16 protein-coding genes are annotated in these 16,201 nt (G+C 49.5%); 9 read left to right on the plus strand and 7 right to left on the minus strand.

Features of this window, described 5'->3' with window-relative positions; all coding sequences use genetic code 11:
- Positions 1-6 precede the first annotated feature (6 nt).
- From modC to ompA, 7 genes are all read right to left on the minus strand, one after another.
- A complete protein-coding gene (gene modC / locus AC2UZI_RS06140; RefSeq protein ID WP_486942927.1) occupies positions 7-1,113 on the minus strand; it encodes a molybdenum ABC transporter ATP-binding protein in 1,107 nt (368 codons plus the stop codon).
- A gap of 3 nt (positions 1,114-1,116) precedes the next feature.
- Positions 1,117-1,803, minus strand: a complete 687-nt coding sequence (modB, locus tag AC2UZI_RS06145) for a molybdate ABC transporter permease subunit (protein ID WP_486942928.1) — start codon at positions 1,801-1,803, stop codon at positions 1,117-1,119.
- 30 nt (positions 1,804-1,833) lie between these two features.
- Positions 1,834-2,550, minus strand: a complete 717-nt coding sequence (gene modA, locus AC2UZI_RS06150; RefSeq protein ID WP_486942929.1) for a molybdate ABC transporter substrate-binding protein — start codon at positions 2,548-2,550, stop codon at positions 1,834-1,836.
- 205 nt (positions 2,551-2,755) lie between these two features.
- The gene (locus tag AC2UZI_RS06155; protein WP_486942930.1) at positions 2,756-3,061 is read right to left on the minus strand and encodes a hypothetical protein; all 306 of its coding nucleotides are present in this window, start codon (positions 3,059-3,061) and stop codon (positions 2,756-2,758) included.
- A gap of 30 nt (positions 3,062-3,091) precedes the next feature.
- A complete protein-coding gene (gene gph / locus AC2UZI_RS06160) occupies positions 3,092-3,763 on the minus strand; it encodes a phosphoglycolate phosphatase (RefSeq protein WP_486942931.1) in 672 nt (223 codons plus the stop codon).
- A gap of 7 nt (positions 3,764-3,770) precedes the next feature.
- Positions 3,771-4,484: a bifunctional 2-polyprenyl-6-hydroxyphenol methylase/3-demethylubiquinol 3-O-methyltransferase UbiG gene (ubiG, locus tag AC2UZI_RS06165; protein ID WP_486942932.1), complete on the minus strand. Its 714-nt coding sequence runs from the start codon at positions 4,482-4,484 to the stop codon at positions 3,771-3,773.
- A 93-nt stretch (positions 4,485-4,577) separates the two neighbouring features.
- Positions 4,578-5,171, minus strand: a complete 594-nt coding sequence (gene ompA, locus AC2UZI_RS06170; protein ID WP_486942933.1) for an outer membrane protein OmpA — start codon at positions 5,169-5,171, stop codon at positions 4,578-4,580.
- A gap of 420 nt (positions 5,172-5,591) precedes the next feature.
- Between ompA and gyrA the strand changes: the two genes are divergently transcribed.
- From gyrA to AC2UZI_RS06215, 9 genes are all read left to right on the plus strand, one after another.
- On the plus strand, positions 5,592-8,333 hold the full coding sequence (gyrA, locus tag AC2UZI_RS06175; protein WP_486942934.1) for a DNA gyrase subunit A: 2,742 nt from the start codon (positions 5,592-5,594) through the stop codon (positions 8,331-8,333).
- Between the two features lie 12 nt (positions 8,334-8,345).
- Positions 8,346-9,461: a 3-phosphoserine/phosphohydroxythreonine transaminase gene (gene serC, locus AC2UZI_RS06180; protein WP_486942935.1), complete on the plus strand. Its 1,116-nt coding sequence runs from the start codon at positions 8,346-8,348 to the stop codon at positions 9,459-9,461.
- On the plus strand, positions 9,454-10,539 hold the full coding sequence (gene pheA / locus AC2UZI_RS06185; protein WP_486942936.1) for a prephenate dehydratase: 1,086 nt from the start codon (positions 9,454-9,456) through the stop codon (positions 10,537-10,539). The genes serC and pheA overlap by 8 nt, the downstream gene beginning before the upstream one ends.
- A gap of 99 nt (positions 10,540-10,638) precedes the next feature.
- A complete protein-coding gene (locus AC2UZI_RS06190; protein ID WP_486942937.1) occupies positions 10,639-11,541 on the plus strand; it encodes a prephenate dehydrogenase in 903 nt (300 codons plus the stop codon).
- A complete protein-coding gene (aroA, locus tag AC2UZI_RS06195; protein WP_486942938.1) occupies positions 11,538-12,860 on the plus strand; it encodes a 3-phosphoshikimate 1-carboxyvinyltransferase in 1,323 nt (440 codons plus the stop codon). The genes AC2UZI_RS06190 and aroA overlap by 4 nt, the downstream gene beginning before the upstream one ends.
- Entirely contained in the window at positions 12,857-13,531 is a 675-nt protein-coding gene (cmk, locus tag AC2UZI_RS06200) for a (d)CMP kinase (protein WP_486942939.1), read from the plus strand. Before aroA ends, cmk begins: the two co-directional genes overlap by 4 nt.
- A gap of 124 nt (positions 13,532-13,655) precedes the next feature.
- Positions 13,656-15,374, plus strand: a complete 1,719-nt coding sequence (gene rpsA, locus AC2UZI_RS06205) for a 30S ribosomal protein S1 (protein ID WP_486942940.1) — start codon at positions 13,656-13,658, stop codon at positions 15,372-15,374.
- Positions 15,375-15,379: 5 nt separating this feature from the next.
- The gene (locus tag AC2UZI_RS06210; RefSeq protein WP_486942941.1) at positions 15,380-15,703 is read left to right on the plus strand and encodes an integration host factor subunit beta; all 324 of its coding nucleotides are present in this window, start codon (positions 15,380-15,382) and stop codon (positions 15,701-15,703) included.
- 175 nt (positions 15,704-15,878) lie between these two features.
- On the plus strand, positions 15,879-16,199 hold the full coding sequence (locus AC2UZI_RS06215; protein WP_486942942.1) for a lipopolysaccharide assembly protein LapA domain-containing protein: 321 nt from the start codon (positions 15,879-15,881) through the stop codon (positions 16,197-16,199).
- Positions 16,200-16,201: the final 2 nt, after the last annotated feature.

Genomic DNA, 16,201 nt, shown 5'->3' on the forward strand with positions numbered 1-16,201 from the left:
GTGTTGTTACGCTATTGCCGTAAACGATACGCTTTTAATTTGTGCAACCACCGTTTCGCCCACCTGTAAATTCAGCGCAGCCAGTGAGCGTTGAGAGAGGCGAGCGATGAAATCGAAGCCGCTTTGGTTAGCTAACGACAATCGAATATTAGCTTCGGCTTTACCGATGGGATCAATCCCTACAACGTGAGCCGAGAGCAAGTTAAGAATGCTGCTATGGGTTGAGCGGTCTCTAGCGATACTTACATCACTGGCGGCGATACGAACACGAACAGACTGACCCGTTTTAAGTTCATTGGCGATAACAAGAATTTCAGTGCCGAGTACATCGAGCACTGCAATGCCATCTGCCTCATTTTTTAGAACTGTCGCGGGTAGTATAGCAGCGCTATCGCGGTTACGTCCGAAGGGCAAGTTTGGGTCGGTAAGGGCTAGATTGAGAGGGCCCTGCGACATAACGCGTCCTGCTTTCAAAGCAACCAAATGATCGGCGAGACGCTCAACTTCCGAGATATCGTGTGAAACCAGAATAATCGGAATGGAGAGATTGGCGTGTAGGGCCTCGAAATAGGGCAATATTTCCTCCTTTGCCATGCGATCCAGTGCAGACAGCGGTTCATCCATTAACAATAGGCGCGGTTGCGAGAGCAGGGCTCGGCCGATGGAGACGCGCTGACGCTCTCCCCCGGAGAGGTGCTCCGGATGTCGTTCAATGAGGTGTGATAGGCCTAAGAGATCCACCACATCGTCAAAGTGTATAAGGGGGGTAGCATCTTTAACTCGGCGTGCACCATAGTTAAGGTTCTTTCGTACCGATAAATGTTGGAAGAGGCTGGCTTCTTGAAAAATGTAGCCAATCGCTCGTTTGTGAGGGGGGGTAAAGTGACGTGTATCTTGCCACACCTCATCGCCTACAAGAATTTTACCGGGTATACGCTGCAGGCCTGCAACCGAACGCAGTATGGAGGTTTTGCCGCAACCCGAGGGGCCGAACAACGCGGTGACCCCTGTCATGGGGGCTTGAAAGGCCACATCAAGATGAAAAACGCCAAGATGGCCTTCAAGTCGCACATCGATGGCTTGTTCTTTTTGCTGGTTGTTTTCTTGCTGCATGACTTAAAGTGCCTTCTGACCAGAGCGTCGTGCCAGCATCGACATGGAAAAAATGACGAGAAACGAGAAAATAAGCATCCCAGCAGAAAGAATATGTGCCTCTCGCCAGCGTAAGGTCTCCACAAAGTCGTAAATGGCGACGGACAATACTTTGGTTTCGCCGGGGATGTTGCCACCGATCATTAAGATGACGCCGAATTCGCCTACGGTGTGTGCGAATCCGAGAACAGCCCCTGTTAAGAAGCCAGGTTTGGCTAATGGGATGGCCACGCTCAAAAAGCGATCAAGAGGCGAGGCGCGCAGAGTTGCCGCGACTTCCATCGGGCGACGTCCCATGGCCTCAAAGGCATTACGAATAGGCTGAACGACGAAGGGCATCGAGTACAAAATAGAGCCGAACACTAATCCTTCGAAGGTGAATGCAAAGGTGCGCAGTCCGACGAGGCCCCCGAACATGCCGCCTAAGCCATCGGGGCCCAGCACGATGAGTAGGTAAAAGCCAAGCACGGTGGGCGGAAGAACCAAAGGCAGGGCCACAAGCGTCGCAACCACTTCTTTGAAGCGAGATTGAGATCGAGCTAACCACCAACTTATCGGTGTACCGATGATCAATAACAGGACTGTAGTCAGGCTAGCTAATTCAAGGGTTAGACGAATGGGTTGCCAGAGTTCCGCGCTTAACATGTGCATCTCGCTTCAATAAAAAACGGTTACGTGCGCTTAACGACCAAGAGCATATCCGTATTTTTGGATGATTTGACTTGCCTCATCGCTTTGAAGAAACTCGAGAAAAGCGATCGCAGCTGGGTTGTTTTGGCCTTTATTTAATAAGACGGCGTCTTGGCGTATGGGCTCGTAGAGCTTTTGCGGAACAGTCCATCGTGAGCCTGCTTCGCTTTGAGAAATCTGGCCAAGTGCTACAAAGCCGACTTCGGCGTTGCGTGTGGCTACGAACTGATAGGCCTGACCAATATTTTGTCCTTGAACGATTTTAGGCTGTAAGGTGTCGAGAAGATTCAGCGCCGTCATGGTTTGAACGGCTGCTGCGCCATAAGGAGCCGTTTCCGGATTCGCGATGGAGATTTTTTTGAAGTCTCCTGCCTGAAGTGTTTCAGGGCCTGTCACCTTGCCCTCTTGCGCTGAATATAGTGCTAACTGACCGATAGCATAGGTGAAAACGGTACCCTCAACGCCGTATCCTTCTTGAACGGATTGCGTTGGGCGTTTGTTGTCGGCGGCAAGAAATACTTCGAAAGGCGCTTCTTTTGTTATCTGTGTGTAAAACTGTCCTGTGGCACCGAACGATAGCACGGCTTCGTGATCCGTTGATTGGCCGAAGGCTTCAGCAATTTCCGTTGCAGCATCGGTAAAGTTAGCCGCTACAGCAACATGTGTTGTGGCTGCAGTGGTGGATAGACTGAAAAGAGCTGACGACATGAATAAAGCAGCAGATATGGCCGAGCTGATATAACGCACTGGGTTTCTCCTCGATATGTTTCTTCGAACATATTGGATGTTAGGCGTTCTTGAGAAAACTGACAAGTTACATTTCGATAGTAGGCGAGGAGGCCACGTATGGCCTCCTTATTTGTGATCGTTTTCTATGGCTTGCCGTATGACAGCATGCTGTGCAGTTAAAGGGTTAACGGCGTTTGCTTGTGATTAAGTACATGGCGTTTTCGAATACATCATCAAGCGTGGACTCGGCGGATTCAATATGATTTTTGATGTATTGCCCCACTTGCTCTTCGGGGAAGTTAACGCCCAATGCCTCGGCTTCATTTAATGAATTATTAATCAGCCTTTTGAAGTCTTGCAGCACGGTCTCGAGGTAATCAACAGGGGAGTCCTCGTTTTCATATGCTTTTGCTAAAAGCAGGGCAATTACCATTTCGAATGCTTGGGTGGTGCCGCTGATCTCAGCTTGAATTTGCTCTAATTCTGTCATGATGCATTTGTCCGAAAAATGGGTTGGGGGTTAAGCCTCTGCTGTTGCCCATTTTTCTACGGCTTGCAGAATCTCAATTGGCGAATTGACGACAGCATCTGCTTCCCAGGAAGCAATGTTTGGGTCAAAGTCACAGTAACCATAAGCTGCTACCACCGTGGCCATGCCGGCGGCCTTACCTGCTTGAATGTCGCGCTGGTCGTCGCCGATATAGATACATTGCTTAGCATCAATTTTAGCGGCAGCTGCAGCGTGTAATAACGGCGCTGGGTGCGGTTTGATGTGTGGAGTGGTATCACCGCCAACCAAAACCACGCAGTGTTGATGTAAACCAAGGTGTTCTGCAAGCGGCTTAGTGAGGTATTCGGTTTTATTTGTCACGATACCCCAAGGTAAGCCCATCTCGGCTAAGTGATCCAGCATCGTTTGCACCCCATCAAAAAGGGTGGTGAGTTGGGTCATGTTTTGTTCGTAATCGACTAGAAATTTCTTTTTATAGGTTTCGTAGTCGGGGTCGTCGGCGTTGATGTCTAAAGCCGCTTTTAAGAGGCCTCTGGCACCGTGCGAGGCATAGGGGCGTAATGCGGCATAAGGTAAAGCTTCCAGGCCACGCGCTAAGCGTAAACGGTTGGCGGCGGCGGCAAGATCAGGGGCCGAGTCGGCCAGAGTGCCGTCGAAATCAAACAGTACAAGTTTTTGCATGATAGATTTAATTGTGTTTACGAGTAGCCAGCAAGTAGTTAACGGATGAATCGGACGTTAAGCTGTAGTGTTGGGTTAAGGGGTTGTATTCAAGTCCACGTAAATCGTGTGTACTTAAATTAGCCTGACGCGCAGAACGAGATAATTCGCTTGGTTTAATAAACGATTCGTAGTGATGGGTGCCAGTGGGTAGCAGTTTCAATAGGTATTCCGCTCCAACGATGGCATACAAAAACGACTTAGGATTACGATTCAAGGTGGAAAAAAATACCCAGCCGTTTGGTTTGACGAGTGTAGCGCAAGCGTGAATGATCGATGCTGGGTCTGGTACGTGTTCCAGCATTTCCATGCACGTGACAATATCGTACTGTTCGGGCTCGTCAGCAGCTAGAGTTTCGGCGCTGCGTAATTGGTAATCTACCGATATGCCGGTATCTAAACTATGAAGACGTGCGACTTTGAGGGATTTTTCGGCAAGATCAATGCCAGTGACTGCAGCCCCTTCTTTTGCCATGGCCTCGGCTAAGATGCCGCCACCACAGCCCACATCGACTATTTTTTTATTTTCTAACGAGCCAGCATGTTGAATAATCCATCCTAAACGTAGGGGATTGATGGCATGTAAGGGCTTGAACTCACTAGTAGGGTCCCACCAGCGAGAGGCTAGTGCACTGAATTTTTCGATTTCGGCAGGGTCGACGTTAACGCTACGATTAGGCATGGGCACTAAACACTATACAGAAATGAATAAAGGCTCCGACTAGCGGAGCCTTTATTGTATAGCTTTTCAGCTAAATACGTGACTTAACCCGTATTACTGCTTGCGTGAACCAACAATCTCGATCTCAACGCGACGGTTTTGTGCGCGTCCTTCACGAGAGTCGTTGCTGGCTACAGGCTGTAGTTCGCCTTTACCTTCGGTGTAGATGCGATCAGCAGGTACGCCTTTGCTGACTAGATACTCTTTAACAGAGTTAGCACGACGCTCGGAAAGCTTCTGGTTATACGCTTCTGCACCGATAGAGTCAGTGTGACCAGTAGCGATTAACGTTTCGAGTTCTACCGTATTAACTTGGTCTGCAATTTGATCTAGAACTTGACGGCCTTCAGGCTTCAATGATGATTTATCGAAGTCAAAGAAAGTGTCTGCGTTTAGAACAACTTTAGTTGTGGTTGGAGCAACAACTGGTGCTTCTGCTTGTGCAACGGGTACACCGTCACAACCGGCGATACCGGTAGCAGGAGTCCAGAAGTTATTGCGCCAGCACAGTTCGTTCGTGCCGTTTTTCCATACGTCGCCGAACGGGTTTTGCCAGTTATTTACTTCGCCTGATTGTGCTGACACAGCACCAGAGGCTGTGGCTGCCGCAAAGGCGAGTGCAAGTGCGATTTTGGAGGGTTTATTCATGTTTCTCCTCGTTGAGCTGATGCTGTTAATTGACTGCAGCGAACCCCTGCCGCTTATTTAACGGAACCAGTATAACAAGACTATGGGCTCGCCATAATATTGTGCTGGGTTTCATGCGTGTTAGCCCGAATCTTAAGACATTTATGCTCGGTTCGTTAAGCAGGAATAAGAGTTATGCCGTAGATAGGTCGAATTAAGGCCGTTACACCCCTTTATTGTGGGTTTTTGGCAACAAGGACGATGTAATGGATAATAGTTGCTCATGTATTCCGTCGTTTTGAGTAATTTGATCCTTGTTGCCGCTATCTGTCGCTCTTTTCAAGGATCAATTCTATAGAAGGGCGGAGTAAGTGCTAGAATTTCTTATTCGCCCGAGAATGGCCCGCTTCTTGCTTAACCTATATCGATAAAGACATTTATATGGATTCCTTTGCCAAGGAGACTCTTCCTATATCGTTGGAAGAAGAAATGCGTCGCAGTTACCTTGATTACGCGATGAGCGTAATTGTGGGGCGCGCACTACCTGATGTACGTGATGGCTTAAAGCCGGTGCATCGACGTGTGCTGTTTGCCATGCATGAATTGAATAATGACTGGAACCGCGCTTACAAAAAGTCGGCTCGTATTGTGGGTGACGTGATTGGTAAGTACCACCCGCATGGCGACTCCGCGGTTTACGACACGATTGTTCGCCTCGCCCAAGATTTTTCTATGCGCTATATGCTCGTCGATGGGCAAGGGAACTTCGGCTCTGTTGATGGCGATAGTGCAGCGGCGATGCGTTACACCGAGATTCGCTTAGCCAAAATCGCGCATGAAATTCTTGCGGATATCGATCAAGAAACTGTCGATTTTGTACCGAACTACGACGGCAGTGAGCGTGAGCCTGCATTATTACCTTCGCGTCTTCCCAATTTGCTTATCAATGGCAGCTCGGGAATTGCTGTGGGTATGGCCACTAACATCGCTCCCCATAATCTGGCGGAAGTTGTTGCAGGCTGCCTCTATTGTCTTGAGCACCCCGAGTGCTCAGTAGATGACCTGATTGAGTACATTCCCGCCCCAGACTTTCCAACAGGGGGCATTATTTACGGGATGTCTGGTGTTCGAGAAGGCTATCGCACAGGCCGCGGGCGAGTCATCATGCGTGCTAAGGCGCACTTTGAAGACATGGATCGTGGTGGGCGTCAGGCTATTGTTATCGATGCCTTGCCGTATCAGGTTAATAAGAAATCGCTGCAAGAGCGCATTGCTGATCTGGTTAACGAGAAGAAAATTGAAGGTATCTCTGATATTCGGGATGAGTCCGATAAAGATGGGATGCGTTTAGTTATTGAGCTGAAGCGCGGTGAAGTGCCTGAAGTTATTCTCAATAATTTGTACAAAAACACGCAGCTACAAGAAACTTTCGGGATGAATATGGTAGCGCTGGTCGATGGCCAGCCGCGCTTGCTTAACCTAAAACAACTGGTTGAGTACTTTTTGCTGCATCGTCGCGAAGTCGTTACACGCCGTACGGTGTTTCAGTTGCGTAAAGCGCGTGAGCGTGGCCACGTGTTGGAAGGTCTTGCGGTGGCTTTGGCGAATATCGATGACTTCATCGCTATTATTCGTGCTGCTCCTACGCCACCTGTTGCTCGCCAAGCCTTAATGGATCGTAACTGGGATGCGGCGTTGGTTCGTGACATGCTGTCTCGTGCTGACGAGAACGCTATTCCGGGCGGCCGTATTGCTTACCGTCCTGATGGCTTGGCTGCGGCCTATGGCTTGCAAGAAGACGGCTTATACCGTCTGACTGAAGTTCAAGCGCAAGAGATCTTGAACATGCGCTTGCAACGCTTGACGGGCTTAGAGCAAGACAAAATTGTCGACGAGTATAAAGAAGTGATGGCTCGTATTTCCGACTTGCTCGATATTCTTGCACGTCCAGAGCGTGTCACGGCGATTATTGGTGACGAGTTAACGCAAATCAGAGACGAGTATTCACGAAGCGATAAAGATGGTCGCCGCTCTGAGATTGAGCACAACGCGACGGAGCTAGACACCGAAGATCTCATCACGCCCATGGATATGGTGGTGACGCTTTCTCATGCGGGTTATATAAAAAGTCAGCCTCTTTCAGAGTATCGGGCACAGCGTCGCGGTGGGCGAGGTAAGGTGGCCACCACAACCCGAGAAGATGATTGGGTTGATCAGTTGTTTATCGCTAATACACATGATTTCCTCTTGTGCTTCTCGGACCACGGTCGGGTTTATTGGTTGAAAGTATGGGAAGTGCCACAAGGGTCAAGAAACTCTCGTGGTCGTCCTATCGTCAACATGTTCCCCTTGGTCGAGGGGGAAAAGATCACGGTGGTGTTATCCATTAAAGAATTCAGCGACGAACAGTATGTCTTTATGGCGACGTCGCGCGGAACTGTTAAAAAGACACCGCTCTCTCATTTCTCGAACCCTCGCAAAGCCGGTATTATCGCTGTGGATCTTGATGAGGGTGACTTCCTGATCGGTGCTCAGCTAACAGATGGTAAGCACGATGTGATGCTGTTTTCGGACGCGGGTAAAGCGGTACGCTTTGACGAAGGCGACGTACGACCCATGGGCCGCACGGCACGCGGTGTGCGTGGTATGCGCTTAGACGAAGGCCAGACGGTGATTTCCTTATTGGTGGCGGATGCCGAGAACGAGCTAGAGGTCGGCGAGGTAATCGAGAGCGCCGAGTCTGACAATGTCGAGTCATCGGGACGTTTGTCTGTGCTGACAGCAACAGAAAACGGCTATGGTAAACGCACGGCGATTAGCGAGTACACGCGTCATGGTCGCGGGACCAAAGGCATGATTGCGATTCAATCGTCGGCCCGTAACGGAAATCTGGTGGGCGCCGTATTAGTCGATACCTCAGACGAAATCATGCTCATTACTAACGCCGGTGTGTTGGTACGCACCCGAGTCGAAGAAATTCGTGAAATGGGGCGCGCTACACAAGGGGTCACGCTCATAAACGTTGAAGGGGAAAGTAAGCTTTCAGGCGTTTACCGTGTGGTTGAAACCGATGTGGATGCTGAGGACGATGACGAGGCGTTAGGGACAGAGAATGCCCCAGATAGCGAGGCGTCAACAGGCTCAGACACCGCAATAGATAGCGACGACACTAGCGATAATTAATAACGAATAGGATTGGAAATGCGTCCGTGGAATTTTTCTGCAGGCCCGTCTGTGCTTCCAGTGGAAGTGTTAGAGCAAGCCGCTGCTGAAATGTTGGATTGGCAGGGCAGTGGTATGTCAGTGATGGAGATGAGCCATCGTGGCAAAGAGTTCGTGCAAATTCGTAATGAAGCCGAGCGAGATTTGCGTGATTTGCTGAATGTGCCTGACGAGTTCGAGGTGTTGTTCATGCAAGGTGGTGCACAAGCGCAGAATGCAATCGTGCCGATGAACTTGTTGGGCTTGAAGCCCGGACGCAAAGCAGACTATGTGGTGTCAGGCAGTTGGTCTCAGAAGTCACAAGAAGAGGCGGCCCGCTATGGAGATATCCGCATAGCGGCATCGTCTTCGTCTACACGTCAGATTGATGGTTGTGAGCGTCTGCCTTATGCATGGTTTCCCGAAGTAGCGAGTTGGGATTTACGCGCTGATGCGTCTTACACTCACGTGTGCAGTAACGAGACGATTAGCGGTGTAGAGTTCACGGATTGGCCGCGTTGCGATGCGCCTTTGGTCGTCGATGCGTCGTCAAACATACTCTCTCGTGCTTTTGATTTTAGTCGCATCGATATGCTTTATGCTGGGGCGCAGAAAAATGCTGGGCCAGCCGGCGTGACGCTTGTCGTAGTACGTAAGTCATTGCTTGGGGCCGCGGATCCGTTGTGTCCTGGCGCCTTTAATTACGAAACTGTGGCTGCTAATAAGTCGATGTTTAACACGCCACCTACCTATGCCATTTATATTTCAGGCCTGGTCTATAAGTGGTTAAAAGCAAAAGGCGGCGTTGCGGCCATCGAGCAGAAAAATGCTCAAAAAGCCCAGTTTTTATACGATTTTTTAGATGCGTCTGCTTTTTATGTAAATCGTGTTGAGCCCAATGTGCGTTCGCGCATGAATGTGCCGTTTCAGCTACATAATGAGCAGCTTGAGCCCGTTTTTCTTAAAGAGGCCGAGCAGGCAGGGCTTTTGCAATTAAAAGGGCATAAAAGCGTGGGGGGGATGCGCGCATCAATCTACAACGCGATGCCTCTTGAAGGTGTAACCGCTTTGGTTGATTTTTTGAAAGATTTTGAGCGACGTCATGGCTAAAACATTACAAGAACGTTTGGCACCGTGGCGTGCAGAAATAGACAAGCTTGATGAGCAGATATTGGTTCTTCTCAATAAAAGAGCTCAGGCCGCTTTAGAGATTGGAAGCATTAAGCAGGACTATGATGCTGAAGATGCCATTCTTAAGCCCGAGCGCGAGGCTAAAATTGTCCGTCGATTGAACTCGATTAATCAAGGTCCGCTTACTGGTGAATCGGTGCTGGCCGTATGGAGTCAAGTGATCTCAGCATGCAGGGGCTTGGAAAGCGTCCCAAGAGTAGCCTGTTTAGGGCCCAAAGGGTCTTTTTCTGAAGAGGCCTCTTACGAACACTTTGGACACTATATTAAAAGTGTGCACTGCGAAAGCTTTGATGAGGTGTTTAGGACTGTGGAAGCAGGGCAAGCCGATGTGGGCATTGTTCCGGTTGAAAACTCGACAGAAGGCGCGGTTAATCGCACGCTTGACCTATTGTTGAACTCGCCGTTGAAAGTGCTGGGTGAACGCTCAATAAGCATTCGTCATAATTTGCTGACCAGCAGTGGCACGCTTGAGGGCGTTACCCGTGTGTTAGCGCATCCACAGGCTTTAGCGCAGTGTCAGTCCTGGCTCATGCGCCATTATCCTGAGTTATCACGCGAACCAGTGGCCAGTAACTCAGAGGCGGCCCGTATCGCTTCTTTAGATTCCAGTGTGGCGGCCATTGCTAGTATGTCGGCAGCCAGTGCATGGGGGCTTTCGGTTATTCAAAAGGGAATTCAAGACGATCCCCATAATCGAACGCGTTTCTTGGCCATCGGAGCCATTGAAACCTTGCCTAGCGGTAACGATAAAACAAGCATTATTTTGGCGGTGCCTAATCGTTCAGGTGCGGTTTACGACATGCTTGCCCCCTTAGCCAATCACGGTGTTTCCATGACGAGGCTTGAGTCCCGTCCAGCACGCACTGGGCAGTGGGAATATTATTTCTATGTGGATTTGTTAGGGCATCAAGACGAGCCTGCCGTGAAACAAGCCTTATCGGAATTGAAGCAGGGTGTGGCGTTTTTCAAGATATTGGGCTCTTATCCTGCTCAGTAAGAATGAGGTTGTAGGCGTCGAAGCGAGAAGAACACTCGCTTTAATCAAGGGTTATTAACGCTTGGTGGTTTTTTTCCTGCTTATTTCTTGGAATAACGAATGCTTCAAAAAGACGGTGCGGCGACAGAGAAAATCATTCCTACGTTGGCGATTGTTGGTGCGGGACTTATTGGTGGTTCCGTAGCGGCGTCGCTGCGTCAGAAAGGTTCAGTAGGTCGTGTTCTTGGGGTGGGTCGTAATGCGGGCAGTGTAGATAAAGCGCGTAAGTTGGGCCTAATCGACGAGGTGGTAACGGCTGAGCAGGCCGCTCAGCAGGCCGACGTTATTGTCTTAGCGACTCCGGTAGGCGCTACGCGTGGCCTTCTTGAAAAAATGCGTCCCTTCTTACAGCCACATACGGTCATCACGGATGCGGGTAGCACGAAAGCGGATGTCGTGAAGGCGGCCAGAGAGGTGCTTGGGCAAGCCAGCAGACAGTTTGTTCCTGGGCATCCCATTGCAGGTTCTGAGGCGACAGGCCCAGAGGCGGCTAATCCGGCGCTGTACGAGGGGCGTATCGTCGTATTAACACCGTTGGCCGAAAATGAAAGTGCCGCCAAAGACGTGGTGGTGCGTATGTGGGAGCACTGCGGGGCAAGCGTGTTAATGATGGAGCCCGAGGCCCACGATCAGGTGCTGGCGTCAGTCAGCCATGTCCCGCATTTTTTATCATCGATTTTTATGTGGCAAGTGGCCTCGGCCACTGACTCCGACATGCGTCTGGCTGTGGCAGGGAGCGGTTTTAGAGACTTTACCCGTATTGCGGCGGGCTCGCCTGAGATGTGGCGTGACATTTTTTTAAGTAATCGTGAAGCAGTGCTGCACGAACTGCAAGAGGTTCGTATGGCGTTCGAGCGCGCTGAGCAAGCATTGAAACAGGCGGATGGGCCTGAGCTTGAGAGCATTTTAGAACGTGCCGCATTGGCGCGTCGTTTGTGGGCGAGCAGGAGTGGTTTGGTATGACAACGGTTTCTAGTATTGAGTTATTGCCGGTCAGGTTGGCACAAGGGCGTATGGTATTGCCTGGCTCTAAAAGTATTTCTAATCGCGCTTTGCTTTTGGCCGCGCTCGCCACGGGTGAAACCACATTGACAGGCCTGCTAGCGTCTGATGATACACGCGTGATGTTGGATGCCTTGTCTCAGATGGGTGTTAGCGTTACACGTTTAGAAGATAATCAGGTCAGTATCCGGGGCGGGGTGCCTTTTAGTCAGCGTAAAGCAGATTTGTTTCTAGGCAACGCGGGTACTGCCGTGCGCTCGTTGACAGCCACGTTGGCGTTCATGGGCGGCGATTTCATATTGCGCGGCATTCCTCGTATGCACGAGCGTCCCATTGGTGATCTTGTGGATGCGGTGCGAAGCGCTGGAGCCACAGTGGACTATTTAGGCACAGAGGGCTATCCACCCCTTGCTATTGGTCAGGCAAAATTAGACTCGAACTCGACCATTCGCGTTAAAGGTTCTGTTTCAAGCCAGTATTTAACAGCACTACTGATGGCAGCACCGTTATGGACTGCAGAGCATAAGGCACCATTGCGTATCGAAGTCGAAGGCACGTTGATATCGCAACCTTATATTGCCATCACTCTGGATATGATGCATCGTTTTGGGGTAGAGGTTGAGAACCAAGATTGGCAGGCTTTTGTCGTGCCTAGCGATGCGGCCTACGTGTCACCCGGTTTGTTTCATGTAGAGGGTGATGCGTCTTCGGCTTCCTATTTTTTAGCGTTAGGAGCCATCGGGCAGGGCCCACTGACGATAGAAGGCGCAGGCTCGGCTTCGGTGCAAGGTGATATCACATTTGCTGAGGTTGTGCAGGCTATGGGCGCAACGGTGACCTTTACCCCGTATAGCATGCAAGTCACAGGTGTGAATGTGGCCGCCGGAGACCGCTTAAAAGCCTTTGACTTAGACTTTAACTTGATCCCTGATGCGGCGATGACGGCGGCGGCATTAGCGATGTTTGCCGATGGTCCGTGTACATTACGAAATATCGCGTCGTGGCGGGTTAAGGAAACCGACCGCATCCATGCCATGCACACCGAACTTGTTAAGTTGGGGGCGAAGGTAGAGTCTGGCCCTGATTGGCTGCGTGTGTGGCCCATTGCTACAGCTGATTGGAAGAAGGCGAAAATTGAAACCTATGATGATCATCGCATTGCGATGTGCTTCTCATTGGCGGCATTTGGATCTAAAGGCGTAGAAATACTCGATCCGAATTGTGTAGCCAAGACATTTCCCACTTATTTCACCGTATTCGATGAGCTTGTTACCGCATGAAGCCAACCATCTCTACCGTACCCGTTATTACCATTGATGGGCCTACCGCATCGGGTAAGGGCACCATTGCTAATCGTGTGGCACAGCACTTCGGGTGGCATGTGCTTGATAGCGGGGCGCTCTATCGTTTAACGGCTTTGGCCAGTCTAAAAGCTGGTTTAAATGTAGCTGACGAAAATGAGATCGCTAATGCCGCCTTAAGCTTAGACGTGCTTTTTGACGACGCTAGGGTTTTTTTGGACAACGAAGAGGTCACCGAGCAAATCCGAGCCGAAGAGGTTGGAAATACCGCGTCAAAAATAGCGGTGTACCCGTTGCTTAGACAGGCCTTACTGCAACGACAGCGCGATTTTCGTGTCTTGCCCGGCTTGGTTGCCGATGGACGGGATATGGGCACAGTAGTCTTCCCCGACGCCGATTTGAAAATTTTTCTTGTTGCGGATGTGCAATTTCGAGCAGAGAGACGGGCTAAGCAGTTGAATGAGAAAGGCTTTTCTGCTAATCTAGCGAGTCTTTTGGAAGACATGCGCAAGCGCGATCTTAGGGATAGTAGCAGGTCTAGTGCTCCCTTGGTTCCCGCGGAAGATGCTTATGTTATTGATTCTTCTACGTTAAACATAGAGGAAACGGTAAGCTTAGTCTTAACGCGTTGGTCAGAAAAAATGAATTAATTCTGGTTCTTATGGCTTAGAGCATGTAATAGCAAATGGCTAAGCCACTAAGGTTCTTTTAACTCCACCAAGGTTCATTTTGGTGTGTACAGTAGCCAGCAATGGCTGATGGATTTTATATTTAATGTCCTCCATCCCTACTACCGATATTTTAGGCGGCGAAAGCTTTGCCGATTTGTTTGCAGAAAGCGTCAAGAATCAAGATCTGAAAGCTGGCGAAGTTATTTCTGCTGAGGTTCTACGCATTGACCACAACTATGTGTTGGTTAATGCTGGCCTAAAGTCCGAGTCCCTCATTCCTCTTGAAGAGTTCTTGAATGATCAAGGCGAACTCGAAGTTGAAGCCGGTGATTTCGTTTCCGTAGCGATCGATTCTTTCGAAAACGGTTACGGCGATACGATTCTTTCCCGCGATCGTGCTAAGCGTCTGTCCGCATGGCTGGCTCTTGAGCAAGCGCTCGAGTCAGGCGAGCTGGTTAACGGTACAGTGACTGGCAAAGTTAAAGGCGGTATGACCGTTATGACTAACGGAATCCGTGCGTTCTTGCCGGGCTCTTTAGTTGATTTGCGTCCTGTTAAAGACACCACACCGTACGAAGGTAAAACTTTCGAATTCAAAGTTATTAAGCTTGATCGTAAGCGTAATAACGTTGTGTTGTCGCGTCGTGCTGTGCTTGAAGCAAGCATGGGTGAAGAGCGTCAGAAACTGCTTGAGACTCTCACCGAAGGTATTGTGATCAAAGGTATTGTGAAAAACATTACTGATTACGGTGCGTTCGTTGATTTGGGCGGTATCGATGGTCTATTGCACATTACCGATATGGCATGGCGTCGTGTACGTCACCCTTCAGAAGTCTTGCAAGTGGGTGAAGAGATCGAAGCTAAAGTTCTTAAGTTTGACCAAGAGCGTAGCCGTGTATCACTAGGTGTGAAACAGTTGGGCGAAGACCCATGGATCGGTTTAGCTCGTCGCTACCCACAAACAACGCGTTTGTTTGGTAAAGTCACCAACCTCACCGATTACGGTGCGTTTGTTGAAGTTGAAGATGGTATCGAAGGTTTGGTTCACGTATCCGAAATGGATTGGACCAACAAAAACGTTGATCCACGTAAAGTTGTTACGTTGGGCGATGAAGTTGAAGTTATGGTTCTTGATATCGACGAAGATCGTCGTCGTATCTCGCTTGGTATGAAACAATGCCGTGCGAACCCATGGGAAGAGTTTGCTATCAACTTCAAACGCGGTGACAAAGTACGCGGTGCCATTAAATCCATTACAGACTTCGGCGTGTTCGTTGGTCTTGATGGCGGTATCGACGGATTGGTCCACTTGTCAGATCTGTCCTGGACAGACACAGGTGAAGAAGCCGTTCGTAACTTTAAGAAAGGTGACGAAGTTGACGCCGTGGTGTTGGGTATCGACACCGACAAAGAGCGCATCTCTTTGGGTATCAAGCAGTTAGAGGGTGATCCTTTTAACAACTTCGTAGCGACTCACGATAAAGGTGCGTTGGTTGCTGGCACAGTTAAGTCTGTCGAAGCTAAAGGCGCTGTTATTACCTTATCTCACGATGTTGAAGGTTACCTACGCGCTTCCGAAATCTCTACAGGACGTGTAGAAGATGCGACGACCGTGCTAAACGAAGGTGATGAGCTTGAAACAATGATCATTAACGTTGATCGTAAAACACGCTCAATTCAACTTTCTGTAAAAGCTCGTGAAAACGCCGAAACAGCGACATCCATTCAGCGTATCTCAGAGGCAAGTGCTTCTTCAGGTACAACAAATCTGGGTGCCTTGTTACGTGCTAAGCTTGACCAGCAACAGCGTGACGACGGTTAATTAGCGTGACCAAGTCAGAACTTATTGCGCTATTGGCCAGCCGTTATCCGCAGCTGGCCTTGCGCGACATGGATTTGGCGGTGAAAACTATGCTTGACGCCATGACTCATTCTTTAGCTTCTGGCCAAAGGATTGAAATTCGTGGCTTCGGTAGTTTTTCATTGTCGACGCGTTCACCACGTATTGGTCGTAATCCTCGTTCCGGCGAAAAAGTAATGGTTCCTGCAAAACAGGTTCCTCACTTTAAGGCGGGAAAAGAGTTACGTGAACGTGTTGATGCGGCGTACCTTGAAGAGCAAAGTGCCGATCGAGAGCTTAGTAATAGCTAAAAAGGCTTATCGTTAATGCATTCATAACGAAAACGCCTATCACCTTCGCAAAATGCTGATGAACCCTGTCGTTTTTAACGTCAGGGTTCTTTTTTATAGCTCGCGTTATTCTGTGTGTGCCTAAGCATCGATTCAAATTACAATTAGACGAATCTACAATTTGTTGGAGTTAAATATGCGCTATCTCGTATGGGTGTTGCGATTACTGGTTTTTGTGCTGGTGTTGTTATTTGCCTTAAAGAACACAGAGCCGGTTAACGTTAATTTCTTTGCGGATTACGGTCTGACAAATGTGCCGCTCGTCGTGGTCATGCTCAGTGCAGTGCTACTTGGTTTGATATTTGGTTTGTTGTTGATGGTGGGTGTGGTGATGCGAAAGCGTCGCGAGGTGGCGAAGTTGAAACGAGAGGTCGCACGACTTGAAGAGTCGGCGCGAACGCCCGCTACGACAGATGCCGTAGCTCCAGAGACGGTTGCCCCTTTGGCACCGCTTTAAGT

The organism is Paenalcaligenes sp. DL 463 (assembly GCF_057475185.1).

Coding starts and splice junctions, on each gene's coding strand:
- aroA (WP_486942938.1), top strand. CDS start 11,538: ATGACAACGGTTTCTAGTATTGAGTTATTGCCGGTCAGGTTGGCACAA.
- pheA (WP_486942936.1), top strand. CDS start 9,454: ATGGCTAAAACATTACAAGAACGTTTGGCACCGTGGCGTGCAGAAATA.
- modA (WP_486942929.1), bottom strand. CDS start 2,550: ATGTCGTCAGCTCTTTTCAGTCTATCCACCACTGCAGCCACAACACAT.
- ompA (WP_486942933.1), bottom strand. CDS start 5,171: ATGAATAAACCCTCCAAAATCGCACTTGCACTCGCCTTTGCGGCAGCC.
- ubiG (WP_486942932.1), bottom strand. CDS start 4,484: ATGCCTAATCGTAGCGTTAACGTCGACCCTGCCGAAATCGAAAAATTC.
- gph (WP_486942931.1), bottom strand. CDS start 3,763: ATGCAAAAACTTGTACTGTTTGATTTCGACGGCACTCTGGCCGACTCG.
- modC (WP_486942927.1), bottom strand. CDS start 1,113: ATGCAGCAAGAAAACAACCAGCAAAAAGAACAAGCCATCGATGTGCGA.
- AC2UZI_RS06155 (WP_486942930.1), bottom strand. CDS start 3,061: ATGACAGAATTAGAGCAAATTCAAGCTGAGATCAGCGGCACCACCCAA.
- rpsA (WP_486942940.1), top strand. CDS start 13,656: ATGTCCTCCATCCCTACTACCGATATTTTAGGCGGCGAAAGCTTTGCC.
- AC2UZI_RS06215 (WP_486942942.1), top strand. CDS start 15,879: ATGCGCTATCTCGTATGGGTGTTGCGATTACTGGTTTTTGTGCTGGTG.
- AC2UZI_RS06190 (WP_486942937.1), top strand. CDS start 10,639: ATGCTTCAAAAAGACGGTGCGGCGACAGAGAAAATCATTCCTACGTTG.
- gyrA (WP_486942934.1), top strand. CDS start 5,592: ATGGATTCCTTTGCCAAGGAGACTCTTCCTATATCGTTGGAAGAAGAA.
- cmk (WP_486942939.1), top strand. CDS start 12,857: ATGAAGCCAACCATCTCTACCGTACCCGTTATTACCATTGATGGGCCT.
- modB (WP_486942928.1), bottom strand. CDS start 1,803: ATGCACATGTTAAGCGCGGAACTCTGGCAACCCATTCGTCTAACCCTT.